General features: G+C 41.8%; 10 protein-coding genes and 1 tRNA gene. 4 read left to right on the top strand and 7 right to left on the bottom strand.

Going from position 1 to position 17074, the window contains the following annotated elements:
* Window positions 1–122: 122 nt before the first annotated feature.
* From LZF95_RS14315 to LZF95_RS14300, 4 genes are read right to left on the bottom strand one after another with little or no spacing between them, the layout of a single operon-like run.
* A complete protein-coding gene (locus tag LZF95_RS14315; RefSeq protein WP_233755776.1) occupies window positions 123–3527 on the bottom strand; it encodes an efflux RND transporter permease subunit in 3405 nt (1134 codons plus the stop codon).
* 4 nt (window positions 3528–3531) lie between these two features.
* Window positions 3532–4665: an efflux RND transporter periplasmic adaptor subunit gene (locus LZF95_RS14310; protein WP_233755775.1), complete on the bottom strand. Its 1134-nt coding sequence runs from the start codon at window positions 4663–4665 to the stop codon at window positions 3532–3534.
* A gap of 26 nt (window positions 4666–4691) precedes the next feature.
* Window positions 4692–6092 carry a TolC family protein gene (locus LZF95_RS14305; protein ID WP_233755774.1) on the bottom strand — a complete coding sequence of 467 codons (1401 nt, stop codon included), beginning with the start codon at window positions 6090–6092 and terminating at the stop codon, window positions 4692–4694.
* Between the two features lie 56 nt (window positions 6093–6148).
* Window positions 6149–6760 carry a TetR/AcrR family transcriptional regulator gene (locus tag LZF95_RS14300; protein WP_233755773.1) on the bottom strand — a complete coding sequence of 204 codons (612 nt, stop codon included), beginning with the start codon at window positions 6758–6760 and terminating at the stop codon, window positions 6149–6151.
* 482 nt (window positions 6761–7242) lie between these two features.
* Between LZF95_RS14300 and LZF95_RS14295 the strand changes: the two genes are divergently transcribed.
* A tRNA-Pro gene (locus LZF95_RS14295) sits at window positions 7243–7317 on the top strand.
* A gap of 638 nt (window positions 7318–7955) precedes the next feature.
* On the opposite strand, the gene LZF95_RS14290 is transcribed toward LZF95_RS14295, so the two are convergent.
* The gene (locus LZF95_RS14290; protein WP_233755772.1) at window positions 7956–8510 is read right to left on the bottom strand and encodes a transposase; all 555 of its coding nucleotides are present in this window, start codon (window positions 8508–8510) and stop codon (window positions 7956–7958) included.
* A gap of 386 nt (window positions 8511–8896) precedes the next feature.
* Between LZF95_RS14290 and purL the strand changes: the two genes are divergently transcribed.
* The 3 genes from purL to LZF95_RS14275 all read left to right on the top strand — a co-directional run bounded on the left by purL (window position 8897) and on the right by LZF95_RS14275 (window position 14746).
* A complete protein-coding gene (gene purL / locus LZF95_RS14285) occupies window positions 8897–12583 on the top strand; it encodes a phosphoribosylformylglycinamidine synthase (RefSeq protein ID WP_233755771.1) in 3687 nt (1228 codons plus the stop codon).
* A gap of 474 nt (window positions 12584–13057) precedes the next feature.
* Window positions 13058–13879 carry a hypothetical protein gene (locus LZF95_RS14280; RefSeq protein WP_233755770.1) on the top strand — a complete coding sequence of 274 codons (822 nt, stop codon included), beginning with the start codon at window positions 13058–13060 and terminating at the stop codon, window positions 13877–13879.
* 138 nt (window positions 13880–14017) lie between these two features.
* The gene (locus LZF95_RS14275; protein ID WP_233755769.1) at window positions 14018–14746 is read left to right on the top strand and encodes a hypothetical protein; all 729 of its coding nucleotides are present in this window, start codon (window positions 14018–14020) and stop codon (window positions 14744–14746) included.
* A gap of 145 nt (window positions 14747–14891) precedes the next feature.
* Here the strand turns inward: LZF95_RS14275 and LZF95_RS14270 are convergent, their stop codons facing one another.
* Window positions 14892–15920 carry a DUF4238 domain-containing protein gene (locus LZF95_RS14270; protein WP_233755768.1) on the bottom strand — a complete coding sequence of 343 codons (1029 nt, stop codon included), beginning with the start codon at window positions 15918–15920 and terminating at the stop codon, window positions 14892–14894.
* Window positions 15921–15997: 77 nt separating this feature from the next.
* Window positions 15998–16399 (bottom strand): XRE family transcriptional regulator, encoded by a 402-nt coding sequence (locus LZF95_RS14265; RefSeq protein ID WP_233755767.1) that lies wholly within the window; start codon window positions 16397–16399, stop codon window positions 15998–16000.
* Between the last annotated feature and the right edge of the window lie 675 nt (window positions 16400–17074).

Genomic DNA, 17074 nt, shown 5'->3' with positions numbered 1-17074 from the left:
TGGGAGGGCGAACTTACAAATTCCATGCTGGAAAGGGAATAATTTTGACACCCAAAACATAAAAAACCTCCGAGACATAGCCTCGGAGGTTTTATCAAAAAAAACCACCAACCTTAATCCAATCAAGATTTAAGTTTGCTGATTCTCAATGAGAGTTTATCTGCCAACAAATACATGACTGGTACGATGACTAACGTAAGGAAGGTAGCAAAGGTTAGCCCAAATATTACCGTCCAGGCCATAGGTCCCCAAAATGCCGCATTATCCCCACCTACATAAAACTGGGGATCAAACGAGCTGAGTAATGTTCCAAAGTTAATATTCATGCCTATCGCCAAGGGGATAAGCCCAAGTACAGTAGTGATAGCCGTCAGCAGCACAGGTCGTAGCCTGGTCTTGCCTGACTCTACTATACTTGACACTAATATTGGATACTCCAGCCTTTCCTTTGGCCCCAAGCCCAGTTCATCTCTCTTTCTTGACCTTACCAGATTGGTATAATCAATCAATACGATCGCATTGTTTACAACAACTCCGGCAAGTGAAATAATCCCGATCCCTGTCATGATCACAACAAAGTCCATGTTGAAAATCACCAGACCCAAGAATACCCCAATAGTACTCAGAATCACAGATGCCATAATAATGAAAGGAGTAGTCACGGAATTAAACTGTGCTACAATGATCAGGAAGATCAATGAAACGGCTATGCCCAATGCTCCCATGAGGAATTCCATGGATTTCTGCTGCTCTTCCTGTTCTCCTGTGTATTTCACGGAAATACCATCAGGAACCTCCCAGGATTGCAGCGATTGCTGGATTTTCGCGTTCACTTCCGTAGGATTATAGCCATCAAGCACATTGGAATAAACCGTAATCGCCTTTTCCAGATCCTTTCTTTTGACCGAACCATAAGTAGAGCCATATTTAATGTCAGCTACTGCTGATATAGGCACTTCCCGCTTGGTTCCAAATTTATCCCTAAAGCCGATTTTTTTGTTTACCAGTGTGTTAATATCATAACGATAATTTTCCTGCAACCTAAGCTGGATAGGATAATCATCCTCTCCTTCTTTATATTTAGACACTTCCAGTCCAAACAATGCCGTCCTTAAATCAGTAGCTATCTCAGAGGTGGATAAGCCAAATCTTCTTGCCTTCTCACGGTCAATATCGAAAATCACCTCTGGATTACCGAGCGACAGATCGGATTTCAATTCTTCTATACCGGCTATATTTTGGTTGACCAGATATTCTCTGGTTCTATTGACAAAGGCTATCAGTTGCTCATAATCCTCCCCTACAAACTCCAGGTTGACAGCCCGGCCTGTAGGAGGACCATTTCGCTCCTTGTCCACAGTTATCAGCACACCTGGATATTTATCCACCAGCTGACGGATTGCTTCCATAGCCCCATTGGTATTGATCCCTTGTCTATCAATGTAATCCACAAATCCGATGGTGATCTTTGCCTTGTGGGGAGTAGGCTGGTTACTTGGCCCTTCCATAGGATCGCCAGTCCCTTCGCCCACTTGGGTAATCACGGATTCCAGAATGTTTTCATAATCATCCAATGCATCCATCAGCTCACTTTCCATCCCCTTTACAAAATCATTGGTGGCTTCTATATCAGTTCCAATAGGAAACTCAATAAACACATTCACCAATTGAGGCTGGTTATCCGGGAAAAACAGGACTTTTGGGGCTCTTATCCCCAACAAAACCAAGGAAAAAACCAAAAGCAGAAAAGTACCCCCAAAGAAGAGATAAGGATTCCTTTTTGAAAGGGCTAACTTGAGCAATGATTCATAGCCATTTTCAAGATTCACCAAAAACACCATCTGAAACCACCGGATGGCTTTTCTTAATACAAAGACGTTAAATATGGTAAGCAAACAGCCCACAAGCATCAAGGTACCAAAGCCTGTTGCTCCTACAAGATAAAATATGGCGGACAACACCAGAAAAACCCCGGCCACAATTATTGACTTCCGTTTTGGCTTATTTTTGGACATATCCGCCACTTTCATAAACATGGCAGTCAGTACGGGATTGATCACCAATGCCACAAAAAGAGAGGAAGAAAGTACAATGATCAGTGTAATAGGGAGGAACTTCATAAACTCTCCTACTATATCCTTCCAGAATGCAAGAGGGAGGAATGCCGCAAGTGTGGTGGCCGTAGAAGTGATGATAGGCCAAGCCACCTCACCTACTCCTTCCTTAGCTGCCTGAATCGGATCTTTGCCTTCAGACATCAAGCGGTATATATTTTCCACCACCACGATACCATTATCCACCAGCATACCCAGGGCGAGTATGAGAGAGAAAAGGACCATCAGATTGAGGGTGATGCCAAAAGCATTCAATACCAAAAAAGAAATAAACATGGAAAGCGGAATTGCTATCCCTACAAAAAGCGCATTTCTAAAACCTAAAAAGAACATCAAAACCAATACGACCAGGATCACCCCAAAAATGATGGAGTTTTCCAGATCACTTACTTGCAGTCTAGTCGCCTTGGACTGATCATTGGTGATGCTGATCTCCAGATCCGGCGGAAAGCGATTTGCCTTGGTCTTGTCTATGATCTCCTTGATTTTATCCGCGGCGTTGAGCAGGTTTTCCCCACTCCTCTTCACCACATTGATCGTCACCACCGGAAGGTTTTTACTGCGGGCGTAGCTCGTCCTTTCTTTATAGGTGTCTTTCACCTCGGCCACATCCCTCAAATACACTATTTTTTGATTATCTGTCTTGACTATGATCCCCAGCAAATCCATCGGGTCGGTAAACTCTCCGTCCACCCGAAGAGTACGCTGAAACTCTCCAGAACGGATATTACCCCCGGAGATAGTCACGTTTTCTGTCTGGACAGCTTGGGCGATATCGTTGAAGGTCACACCTGTGGACTCCATTTTATATGGATCCGCGTTGATCTGTATTTCCCGTTCCACGGTACCTGCAAGGTCTGCTTTAGAAATCTCAGGAAGTTTCTCTATTTCATCTTCCAGGTATTCCCCAAACTTTTTCAGCTCTGCCTCAGAGTAATCTCCCGATATGTTCACGTTCATAATCGGGAAATCCGAAGTGTTCACCTCAAGTACATTGGGATCCTGATCCAGGTCTGTTGGCAGCTCACTTTTGGATTTATCCACGGCATCCTTCACGTCCTGAATCGCCTTGGAGATTTCCACACCGGGATTGAACTCCACCACTATAGATGAAAAATCCTGAACTGAGGTTGACGTGATATCCTTCACATCATTGATAGACTTCAGCTCCTTCTCTATAGGACGGGTGATAAGGTTTTCCATGTCCACCGGCGAATTACCGGGATAAGGAGTGCCCACATAGACAGTAGGTATGACTATCTCCGGAAAACTCTCCTTAGGCATATTACGGTAAGCACTCAGCCCAAGCACAGTAATGATCAGGGTAAGGATTACTACAGAAGTGGAATTGTCCACTGATAGACTGGACAGCCCAAATTCTCTTGTTTTTTGTTGCTTTTGAATATCCGACATTGTGTTACTGCTGAGCTATATTCACATTGAAATTATCCCCGACTTCACGGAATCCCTTGTCCACCAAAGTTTCTGTACCGGAAAGCCCTGATACGATTTCTGTTTCCCTAGAAAAGGTCTTCCCTCTGGTCACGTATGTTTTTTTGGCCTTGCCGTCCACCACAGTGAACACATAATCCCCTCTGTTGTCGCTCAATATCAGATGACTTGGTATTACTATGGCTTCCGGGTTTTCATAATCCTTGATCTTCAAAACAGAGATCATATTAGGCTTGACCATAGGAAGATTTGGTAAAAAGACCTCCACTTTAAATGTCCTGTTGTCCGGATTGATAATCGCACCTACGGAAGACACCCGCGTAGCCAGATCCTTGTTGATAGAAGGGAAATTCACGTTCACGGAATCCCCTTTGTTCAACACGCCTACATAGCTTTCCGAGATATCTGCCTCTATGAACAAATCACTTTCTCCCACAAACTGGAACATGGACATACCCGGCTGGACCAGTTCCCCCAATCTCACCTCCACAGACTCGATAGTGCCGGAAAACGGTGCCCTTACCACAGTCTTATCCAGATTGGTCCGTGCAGTGGCCAGGTTCCTTTCGAGCCCTTCCTTTCTGTTTTTGGCTTCCAGATACTGTACCTCTGTGCCGATCTGCTGATTCCAGAGCCGCTCCTGTTTTTCAAATAAGGTAGTCGCAAGATCCAGGGAATTCTGAAGCTCATCTATATTGTTTTGGATGCTTTCAGAATCTATCCTGGCCAAAACGGCACCTTTAGCTACTTGTTGTCCTTCATTTACAGGGATCTCAAGTATTCTTCCCGCCGTCTCAGAACTAATCATAACGTTCTTCTTCGACAACACAGACCCAGTCACTTCTACATAGTGATCAAACTGTCCTTTTTTTGCCCGCACCGTAGTCACAAGCAGGGACTTTTGGTTCTGCTTCGCAAACTCCGGATCAAGCTGAACCAGCTCTGCCTCAAGCTCGCTTATTTTGGTGTTGATTTCGTGAGCCTCAGCTTTAAGCTTATCCAATTCAGCTTTTTTGGCATCTACTCCTTCTTCAGTAGCACAGGATATGGTTACTAAAGCCAGGATGAACAGGGGTAAAAATTTATAGGCTACCTTCATATATTTTAAATCAATGGTTTGTAAAATTATCTTGTGGGAATAGCTGGTTTATCCAAGCCTTCATGGATTATACCCAGGGCCTTCTCCAGATCTACTTTGGAGATGAGCCCATCGTATAAGGCACTCAGGTAATTTATTTCTGCTTCGATCAGGTCAGAATCTGCTTCCACTACTTCGAAATTTGACCCTACACCCTCATTATATTTGATCTTGGACATATCATATACTTCTTGGGCCAGCTCCATACTTTCTCTCTGCACCTTCAGCACTTTGATGTCATTGGCAAGATTTTGCTTGGCTTGAAAAATCTCCAACTCTATGTTTTGATCCAATAAGAATTTCTGGTTTTCCAGCTGCCTCAGCTGAATTCTGTTTCGCTGGATTCTTGCACTTTTAGAAAAACCATCAAAAATCGGAATATTCAAGGTTACCCCTAACATTGCCGAACTAAACCAGTTTATTTTATCAAAGGCAGTTTCAAAGGAATCTCCGGCTCCTGATCTCATGAAATTTCCGCTGAAATTCAAGGTCGGCATATACTGGGCCGTGTTATTTCTGAGATCCAATCCCGTCAACTCAATATTGGTATTTAACTGGTCCTTTTCCACGCGATGCACACCTTCCAGGCTAAGCAATTCGTTCAATTCCTGCTCTGGATTCAACTCCCGAAGTGTTTCTGTAATGACAATATCATAGTATTCCGGCAGTCCCATCTGGATTTTCAGGAGTTGCTTGGATACCTCATAGGCAGTTTTGCTACGTTCATACTGGGAGAAGGTATTGTTTCGCTGCACCTTGATCCTAGAAACGTCGATTTTCTCGGAGAATCCAGCCTCATACATCGCAGTGGTCTCCTCCAGCAGAGAATCTATCCTAGCCAGGTTTGATTCCGAGAGTTTGATTCGCTCTGCATTGACCAATACGCCGAAATATGCCTTTTTCACATTTTCGATCACATCGTTTTCCACCTTGATCCGATCAAACTCCGTGAGGGACTTATAGGTCTTGGCTGCTCTCAATCCGATAAAGAAAGACCCGTCAAAAATCATCTGGGTGACCGTCACCCCCAAACTGCTGGTGTTAGCCACACCAAAACGAAGAGGAATTACATCAGAAGGATTATCAGGATCAGCAAAAGGACCTTCATTCGGCACAAACATCACTTGCACCATAGGATTATGATTAAATGAAAATGACCCGTTTACCTGTGGTAATCCAGCCGCTGTCTCTTCCTTCACCGTAGTCTGCGAGACCAAGACTTCCAGTCTTGCATTTTTCGCATCTACATTGTTTTCCAAGGCAAACTCCAGAGTCTCTTTAAAATTAAGCTCTAAAGTCTCCCTAGGTGGAGCTTCCTGCGCTATAGCTTCCCATCCGGTTAAGCCTAGGACGAGTATAAGCACTATATAAATCTTCTGTTTAAGCATGATGTTATCTAAAAATGATCTTATTCTCTTTAATTATCTTTTTATTAGGCATTCCATTACTTGGACTCGCTGATCCGGGTTACTTTATCCAAATAGGCTTTCCTCCCTTTTTCTGTAAAAATCCCATGTAAGAAATGATCCAACATCTCAACATGAAGAGTGGCAAGACTGTAATCCGTTCTATCAAAGTTTGTCGGGTTCATCGCATATCTGATTTGTTCAATCCTCATATTTGCCAGAATTTTCGCGTTGAGTTCAGGACGAAAGTAGCCAAGCCTCTTGCCTTTTTCAATTACGTTGACGATATCTGTCACAATAATTTCATCTTTAAACTCATTAAACATATTCCACACTTCGGGAAAATACTTTTGGATTTCCAGCAAGACCATTGGATTTAAAGTGGCCAAGCGTTCTTTTACCATTTTGGACATATGAACCAAATGCTCAATGACTCCGTCCTCCCCTTCCATTATCCTTTTGATAGTTTTTTGATCTTCTTTCAAAGCCACAGAAAAAGCCTCCTTGACGAGCTGCTTTTTGTCCATAAATTCTTGGTAAATGGTCTTTTTTGAAATCCCTGCCAAGCGTGCTATATCCTCCATGGTAATAGCCCGTATGCCATATTGGCTAAATTGCTCACTGGCTACCTGTAAAATCTTTTCCCTCATTTAATCATAACTTCTGAAATTTTCCGATGCAAAATTACAGAAACTTTTAGCCTGTCAAAAGTTTCCTGCGTATCAAAAACGAACAATATTCGGTGTTAACAGAAAAATAATGCACAAAAACGTGCGAAAATGAACATACTGGTGATTTTTTGGAATATTAAGTGGAGTGGAAGGATAAGATATTAGATTCAAGACATTAGATTTAAGAGCCGACACTAAGTCTGGTTCAAGTCTCATGACTTGGACCCAAGATATTGCAGTCTTCAGACTGCCTTTCAATGATCATAGATTTATATAACCACAGCAGGCTGCTGCCCACGATAATGAAGTCTCCTTACTTCTATTTCAATTTCACAACATAGCAGTCTGAAGACTGCATTTAGCAAGGCACAAGTCATGAGACTTGCGCCAACTAAGGTTTTTCAAAAAAACCAGGCAATGAGTTTTCAAGTAAAAACCAAATTACTATTTTCGCATTCACTCGGGGTGTAGCGCAGTCCGGTTAGCGTACACGTCTGGGGGGCGTGAGGTCGCAGGTTCAAATCCTGTCACCCCGACAAATAGGTTAACAACCTATATCACAAGCCTGCAAATCTTACGATTTGTGGGCTTTTGAATTTTTATGTATCAGTTCGATTTAGACAATTTCATTGATTCGACTTCGCTCAATGTGACAATTATGAGTTACGAGACAGCCTCTTTCTTACAAGTTCAGCATTTCGTGTACCAGTTTCAAGATTCTTGTCTCATGAATAAATCCTTGAGTGAATTGTTTTGCGAACAGCACCAAAAAATGGTACTTTTCGCAAAATAAACATCTAAATGAGTGTTGAAAAATATCCGAGTCTTGAAAATTGGATCAACAAGCTTGGTATGGGGTTCTGAGTTAAAAACTAATAACCCCATCACTGGTTCAAGTCTCATGACTTGAACCCTCGATAATGAAGTCTACGTCTGGTTCAAGTCTTCAGACTTGGACCCAAAATATTGCAGTCTTCAGACTGCCTATTAGTAAACCACTCTCCCGACTTCTATTTCAATTGCAAACCATAGCAGTCTGAAGACTGCATTAGAATAGACACAAGTCTGAAGACTTGCGCCAACTGCGCTGGATGCTCTAGTTCAAGTCTCACGACTTGGACTTAACTTGCTGCAGTCTCCCGACTGCACTTAACCGGAGGAAAAAATCAGTAGCCTATTCAATCAAAAGCACATCAATCATCTTTTCCGGTAATCCTGCATAGTTGGAAACACTGCTATAAACATAATCCTCCGCTGAATAAACCAATCCGGCGACCACCGGATTCTGGTGAATGTAATTGAGGCATCTACTGATCCTTTCGCTTGTATTTAGCTCAATAGGATGATTATGCTGCTGCCATAATTGAAAATTAGCGTTGTTTGGGTTCTTTGCTCCAGCTTTCCTAAAGTGATCAAGCAAAAACTCTTTTCTGCTTTCATCTTGGCTTGTCTGGATAGGTTTAAGTATTTCTATTGAAGTGTATTTCTTGAAATCCCGGTTAATTGCCTCAATTGTCGGCTCACTATTTCTGCCAATGATCAAATGAATATGGCTTGACATGATGCAAAAGGCACATAAGTCCAAGCCTTTGTTGTTTTGGCAGTATTTTAAAGAACCTATCAGAATATCTCTGTAGTGTTTTCGGGTGAATAGATCTATCCATTCTACAATAGTAAAAGTCACGAAGTAAAGTCTCTCCTGATCTCTGATTTTGTATTTTCTGCTCATTTAAAAAGTCATTAGGTCACTACTAGTAAGTTACTTAAAAGTGAAATGTTTTTTCATGGATTGGTTAAAAAATTAGGCAATCTGGCTCAAGTCTCATGACGGGTCTGGTTCAAGTCTGAAGACTTGCGCCAATTCCAGCACAGTCTGGTTCAAGTCTCATGACTTGGACCCAAAATATTGCAGTCTTCAGACTGCCTTTCAGTAATCGTAAATTTATATAACCACAGCAGTCTGAAGACTGCATTATCATAAGCACAAGACTGAAGTCTTGCGCTAGACATCATTACCAAATTTTCCAATCCGCCACGGCGGACAAGTTATTTCATTTTCCAATCTTTCAATCTAACGCTCAATTCCGTACCTTTGCAGCTTACCAGCCAAAGGACATGATTTTCTTCTTTGAATCCCCTCAAAAAACCGTTTACGCTGTACAATCCCCACAACCTTTCGCGCCCGAAGACCTAGAAAAGCTGACTTGGCTTTTTGGTGGGGCTACAGCCATCAGCAGCCCTTCAATTTCCGGCAAATACTCAGGCCCCCGCAAGGAAATGATCACCCCATGGTCAACCAACGCGGTGGAAATCACCGCAAACATGGGAATCCCCGGCGTGATCCGTATCGAGGAGTTTTTTCCCCTCAACGAAGGAGATCAGATCGACCCCATGCTTCAGCATGCTTTTGAAGGGCTGGATCAGGAGATTTTTGACATCCACCTGCAGCCGGAAGCGATCGTGGAAATCCACGATATCGCTGCCTATAATACCGAACACGGATTGGCACTAAGCCAGGTAGAAGTGGATTACTTGGACAATGTAGCCAAGCAACTGGCCCGTCCACTGACGGATTCTGAGGTTTTCGGATTTTCCCAGGTGAACTCAGAGCATTGCCGACACAAGATTTTCAACGGTACTTTTATTATAGACGGAGTAGAAAAGCCACAGACACTTTTTCAACTCATCAAAGAAACTTCCAAAGCGCATCCCAACCGGATCGCTTCGGCTTACAAGGACAACGTGGCCTTTGTAGGCGGACCAAAAGCACAGCAATTCGCACCGAAAACAGCACATCAGGCGGACTTCTTCGAAACCCGTGAGATCGACACGGTTATTTCCCTAAAAGCTGAAACACATAACTTCCCAACTACCGTGGAGCCTTTCAACGGCGCCGCAACCGGAGCTGGTGGAGAAATCAGAGACCGTATGGCTGGTGGTACCGCCTCCATTCCTTTGGCAGGGACGGCGGTATATATGACTTCTTATCCTAGATCTGAAAAAGGAAGATCCTGGGAAAGCAAACTGGAAGAACGTCCTTGGCTATACCAAACGCCTATGGATATCCTGATCAAAGCTTCCAACGGAGCTTCTGATTTTGGAAATAAATTCGGTCAACCGCTGATTTCCGGATCTTTGTTGACTTTTGAGCATGAGGAAGACGGCAAGCACCACGGCTTTGATAAAGTAATCATGCTGGCTGGCGGCGTGGGCTTCACCAATGCCAACTACACGAAAAAAGACGCACCAAAAGCCGGGGATCAGATTGTGATCATGGGCGGCGACAACTATAGAATCGGAATGGGCGGTTCGGCGGTTTCTTCTTTGAATACCGGTGAGCTTTCCAACGCAATCGAGCTTAATGCCATTCAGCGATCCAATCCTGAGATGCAAAAGCGGGTTTCCAATGTGATCCGCGCCATGGCCGAGAGCGAAAACAACCCAATCATTTCTATCCACGATCACGGAGCCGGCGGACATTTGAACTGCCTTTCTGAATTGGTGGAAGATGCCGGGGGAACAATCCACATCGACAAATTGCCGGTGGGAGATCCTACCCTTTCTGCCAAGGAAATCATCGGAAACGAATCCCAGGAGCGTATGGGATTGGTAATCGGCAAAGCGGACGTGGACACCTTACATCAGATCTCGGATCGGGAGCGTGCGCCATTCTATGTGGTGGGTGAGACGACCGGAGATATGCATTTCAAATTTGAAAATGGCAAAACAGGTGAAAAACCTGTGGACTGGAACCTGAGCTACATGTTCGGTTCTTCGCCTAAAACCATTTTGGAAGACGATACAACCAACGCAACTTTTGCGGAAGCAAACTACGAAGCTGACCTGATCCAAGCCTATGTGCGAGAAGTACTTCAGCTGGAAGCAGTGGCTTGTAAGGATTGGTTGACCAATAAAGTAGATAGATCCGTGACGGGTCGTGTGGCTACGCAGCAGACCGTAGGTGAGATCCAACTTCCGCTGAATGACGTTGCTGTAATGGCGCTTGACTTCACCGGAAATAAAGGCATCGCAACTTCCATCGGACATGCACCGGTGGCAGCTTTGGCAAATCCAGAAGCAGGTAGCCGATTGGCGATAGCTGAGGCGATGACCAACTTGATTTTTGCACATATTCAGGACGGCTTGCAGGGAATTTCCCTTTCTGCCAACTGGATGTGGCCCGCAAAAAACAAAGGCGAAAACGATAGACTATATAGAGCAGTCGAGGCCGTTTCCAAGTTTGCCATAGACTTGGGTGTCAATATCCCTACGGGAAAAGACTCCCTTTCCATGACTCAGAAATACCCTGACGGAAAAACGGTGTACTCTCCGGGAACGGTGATTATCTCCTCCGTGGGTGAATGTTCTGACGTGCAGAAAACAGTAAAAACTGCCCTGAAACCTATCAAGGGAAGTAGAATTCTCTACATAGATTTCTCTAAGGATGAGTTCAAACTTGCCGGTTCCAGCTTCTATCAGGCGCTGAACAAGGTCGGAACAGAAACCCCGGACGTCAAAGACCCGCAGTATTTTGCCAAGGCATTTACAGCCGTACAGGACCTGATCGATCAGACTTGGATAATGGCAGGTCACGATATCTCTTCCGGAGGATTGATCACTGCTTTATTGGAAATGTGTTTCCCAGTGCAGAACATTGGCTTGAAAGTAAAACTGGACCGTCTGCATGAGCCAGATACAATTAAAGCATTGTTTGCAGAGAATCCGGGTATCCTGATTCAGGTAGCAGATGATCATGCAGTGGAAGCCTTATTGGTAGAAGCTGACGTGGATTATGTAGAGCTGGCGAAAGTCACTGATTCCGGAACTATTGAATTTGCAGGCAAAGACCTCACGCTGGATATCACTGAACTTCGTGATGTATGGTTCAGATCTTCTTATTTATTGGACAGAAAGCAAAGCGGAGAGCAACTGGCAAAAGACCGCTTTGACAACTATAAAAACCAGCCCTTGGCTTATGAGTTTTCAGATGGCTGGAAAGGTGATTTTGCTGCAGCCGGGCTTGATCCATTCAGAACTACAAAAGGCAAGGCGAAAGCAGCGATCATCCGTGAAAAAGGGGTGAATGGCGATCGTGAGATGGCTTACTCACTTTGGTTGGCAGGTTTTGAAGTGAAGGACATTCACATGACCGATCTGATCGCAGGTCGTGAAAACCTGGAAGATGTGCAGCTAATCGTCTTCGTAGGTGGATTCTCCAACTCCGATGTACTGGGTTCGGCCAAAGGCTGGGCAGGTGCCTTCCTTTATAATCCAAAAGCGAAGCAGGCGCTGGACAACTTCTACGCAAGACCTGACACCTTGAGTTTGGGCGTATGTAACGGTTGCCAGCTGATGGTAGAATTGGGCTTGGTCACTCCTGATCATGCTGACAAACCAAAGATGCTTCACAATGCATCCCATAAGTTTGAATCTACTTTCGTGAACGTAACCATCCCTGAAAATAATTCTGTGATGTTGGGTTCGCTTAGCGGTCAGCGACTAGGCGTATGGGTAGCACATGGGGAAGGAAAATTCCATCTACCTCAAGCAGAAAGCGACTACAACTTCGCGATGAAGTATAGCTACGAGGCTTATCCAGGCAATCCAAACGGTTCCGATCATGCTACCGCAGGTATCGCTTCCGCAGACGGACGTCACTTGGCTATTATGCCACATATCGAACGAAGCCTAAAACCTTGGAACTGGGCGCATTATCCTGCTGATCGCAAGGATGACTTTACGCCATGGATGGAGGCATTTGTGAACGCGAGGAAGTGGGTTGAGGCGAATTCTGAAGGCTAACAGCAGAAAGCTGAAAACTTATAGATAATACAAGTTTTATCACTTCCAAACAAAAAATTTAGGCAAAAAAACTTACTCTTTCCAAAAACGTACTATATTAATGAATAATTGAGAAGTCTAGAAAAGGGAATTGCTTAAAACTAACTATATTTTCGTATAACGAATTAATTAGCTTACTCTTACTGCCTGAACATAGGTTTAGGCGGATATATGAACCGATAAACATTACTTATACTTTTATAAAAAAAAAACACAATCATGAGCATATTTAATTTTATAAAAAAGTGGAAATCTAGGAAAGAAAAATCTGATTTACATAGAGTCAGGATAACTTCGAACGGAGCATTTTACATGAAAACAGAAGATCTATTTAATGATAAAGAAGAAAGTTTAATGCTTTTAACTAAATTGAATAAATCAATTAAAAACCACAATAAAAAAAGTCAAAAGTCATTTACTCTTGTTGAGTAAAATATGCCAAGACTAGATCTAATTCTATTACCTTTATTAGGTGGATATATCTTCCTAGTTAATTTCAACATTACACGATATTACCATTTAAGACTCGAACGCCAAAAACTGATTTATAACTCTTTGGCAGCTGCCATTTTGCTTGGATTATTTGTCTATTTTTTAGATTATTTTATATTAAGATCAAATTTATCTTTAGAAATTATTTGTTTAGAAAATATATATTTATACGAAATACGATCCAAATTTAGTTTTTTAATTGACAATATATTAAATATTACTCCTGTCCCTGGGTTAAAACATGCTATACTTATATTCTTGATTTCATATCCTTTAGCTCAACTATTGAACCTACTTTTCACGCGAAAATTTTCTTTTGATTATACCATAGAGAGGTGGGGGAATCATTTAGAAAGAATTATCTGGTTTTCATTAACTGAAAAAAAAGATGAAGACAAATTATTAATGATAACAACAAAAACAAATAAAGTTTACATAGGATACATAAATAGGCTTTCGGAACCTATAGGTGAGTCTTACGTAACAATAATCCCTAATTTTAGTGGTTATAGGGATAAAGAAACACAAAAACTAGAAATAACTACATCATATACAGATGTATTGGAAAAATATGTGACACAAAATAAAGAAGCTGACATTGGAAATAAGTTAGGTGTAATTTTACCAACTAATGAAATATTGTTTGTTTCAAGATTTGATAGTGAAATCTTTGGAAGATTTAATGAGAATGATCAAGAGACCGCTGTTACATATGGGTCGTTTACTAAAAAATTAATTTCCCTAATCATTAACAAAATTTTCTAGTTCAGTTCTAAACTCGAATATTTCCCCCACCCTCCTGATGTAGTATCATCCATTTGTTTTAATTTTTAGGATTAATCTAGAAAATCAAATTTTCAGTTGTACTTTTTCCTTTAGTCAATGCATAAATGAATTTAACTCATGGTTAAAAAGAAAAACAACATTGAAGGCAATTGCGCACTTTGTGGGGAACTCAAAAAATTGTCATTTGAGCACGTACCTCCCGCAGCGGCATTCAATAATTCACCAATATTTATCCAAGGTCACGAACACCTGACAGACGAAAGTAGTTATTTGTTTGGAAAAAAAATGAAGAGTAATAAAGGATTCGGAGGTTATACTTTATGCGAGTCTTGTAACAACAATACTGGTGATTGGTATGCCAGAGATTTTGTAAGTTTTGCTCATCAAGGAATGGAAATAATTAACAATTCCAAAGGTCAATACAACATAAAAGGAGAATACAAAATCAAACCTCTTAATGTCATAAAACAGATTTTGACAATGTTCATGTCTGCAGACAAGTCGGGACACCTTCAGTCTCAAAAAGATTTGGTTGAATTCTTAATGAATAAAGATAATGTGGGGATGCCTGAAAAATATAAGATATATCTATATTCTACTCTATCCAGCCACAAGAGAATGATAGGACATTCAATTGTGTATGACCCGAAACTAGGAATTCAAAAATGGTCAGAAATTAATTTTCAACCATTTGGGTACTTACTTTCAGAAGATTCAGTAGCTGCTCATGAGCACATGTGTGATATCAGCACTTTTGGCAGCGTAGAATATGGCAAAGAATTATTAGTCGAATTATCAACTGCATATCTCAATGTTGAGACTCCATTAATTGGATTATATTCATAACCGAATATAGGTGGAGTTTGATCACCCCTAATGAGTGTAATCAGAAAGCTTTTGGTAGCCCTCATATGCTAAGTCTATTCCATTCTCGCTTAGTGACCACTAAAGCACTTACCTTAGCGAGTTAGGACTTTCTAAATCGACTTTTTTAGAAAAAATAGTTTTCAGACTTACCTTGTTCTAAATGCCATTTCTGCCAAAATTCTTTTTCATAGTTGAATTGCTCTAGATTAACTAATCTGGCTTTCAGATGCCCTATTTCGTTATTTCTCTCTTTCGAATAAACATTTCTGAAGGAATGTTCAACAATTAGTTTATTGATTGAACTAGTCTTGTCAGCTGACAATCTGGTTCCCCTTTGGGGAGGTTTTGCTCCAATTTTAGTATATAGCAAATGCTGTGGACTGAGTGGAAAAATAATCTCAGTACCCTTTGAATTCCAGCCACCTTTAAAGTCATATTTACCTTTATGATAATTTAGACGCATGACAGGCTTATCTGACGTAAACCAGTTTTGTCCAAATGACGAATGCAATATAGTCCATCTATGCTCATTCAAAATGGTCGATGTATTTCTCATTTGGTGCTGAATTGTATATAACCAAGACGCCCGTCCAATATCAGTTTCTATTTTTAGCGAAACCGATTCTTCTCCTTCAATAACCTTGGGGGTAACCTTGAAGGGGAAACTATATATATTTTCCTCGATAGGTGTTGCTTCATTCTCTCTTTTTTGAAAATTATCTAAGTCCTTAGGGAAATTATCAATTACATTTTGCATTACACCCATTGTTGTTTCCGATCCTCTTTCTAAATATTCAAAAAGTCTTGCTGGGGTTCTTAGATCATGCAATGCCAAGAATTTAACCAAAGTCCTCCAGTCATCAGGTTTAAGAATATCATTTTTTAGCACCTTACTTAGAACCGCAGAGACAGGCGATTCAAATTCTGAACCAAACCAATGCTCCATTTCATCTGAAACTGATCCCTTTTCAATCCTAGAATACAAATGAGTAAAAAAAGCTGTTCCCTCAACATGTGTTTCATTCCAAGTGGGAATGTTTTCATGAGAAACAAGTGTCCTATAGCACCAAACTTTCCCCTTAGATGATTGCCAATGCTTAAGATAAGATTGGGCTAAATAATGATTGTCTTTAGTTATTTGTTTTCCATTCATAAAGACTCTAAAAAGGTGATTTTAATAAAAAAGCCTTCCTAGTTAACAGAAAGGCTTTTCCCAAAGATTGGTGATTCCTATTTCTCCATCATCTTTTTCAACAACTCCACCTTTTCCCGCTCCGATTCCAGAAGTCGCTCGTAAAGCTTTTTATTTTCGTCCATAGATTCAAGAAGTTTATCCAATGGATTAAAAGTACAGTGGTAATTCAAGCCTATTCCGGAGGAGTTGTTAAAGGAATTGTTCACTATCTGCAAGGCCATCTCCTCATTAAAACTCTTAATCGCTTCCGCTGGAACCTTTAAAATATCGGCCACCTGACGCAGAAGCTCCTCCTCCACTTCTTCCTTTTGCTCCAGCAGGCTGATTTTCTTCTGGGACCAGTCAGGCCCGAGTTCGAAGGCCAGCGATTCCTGCTTGATGCCCATCATCTCACGAAAACGCTTGATATTCCGGCCGTGGTGGATTTTTTCGTTCATAGTCTGAAGTATTAGAAAGGGAAATTAACAAAATCTGCCCAAAGTCCTTGGACTAATTTATTCCTTAGAGATGAGATCAGCAAGGAATCCGAGGTTTTGGCTGATATATCCAGACAAAAGGTGTCGGGAAATGTAATAAAGAATTGACATTCATCATATCCCGATCCCAAAGGGATCGAACCTTGAATAACCGCGGGTGAAACCCGTGGCAATGAGGACAAATGTATGATGCCCCACGACCCCGAAGGTGGTCGAACTCCGCAGCTGTACAGCTTTGAGCTAATGTCATGAGATCTGCCCATAGTGTTTAGACTAAACTTTTCTTTAGGGATGAGATCAGCAAGGAATTCTAGGTATTGCCTGATAAAAGACGACAAAAGGTGTCGGGCTAAAGGATTACTGATTGAGATTTTCACTGTTGACAGGCCAGGAGAATAGTTTGTTTGTGGTGGTTTTTTGATATCGGCCATGCCTATGGCATTTTGTGAACATGCTGTCCCCCATTTCACCAGCCATTGAAATGGCTGGCTAAAGGATCGGTCATGCCTATGGCATTGACCCCATTTTTTTTTATCAGGAACATAGAGCGTATTACTGTTACACCAATATCTAATCAGTCCCAGCGGGACGATCGATTTTCTAGCCAGAGGTTTTAACCTCTGGAATATTTGATGG

It is taken from the genome of Algoriphagus sp. AGSA1 (genome assembly GCF_021390545.1).
Taxonomy (GTDB): Bacteria; Bacteroidota; Bacteroidia; order Cytophagales; family Cyclobacteriaceae; genus Algoriphagus.
This window is presented reverse-complemented; position numbering and strand designations above follow the sequence as displayed.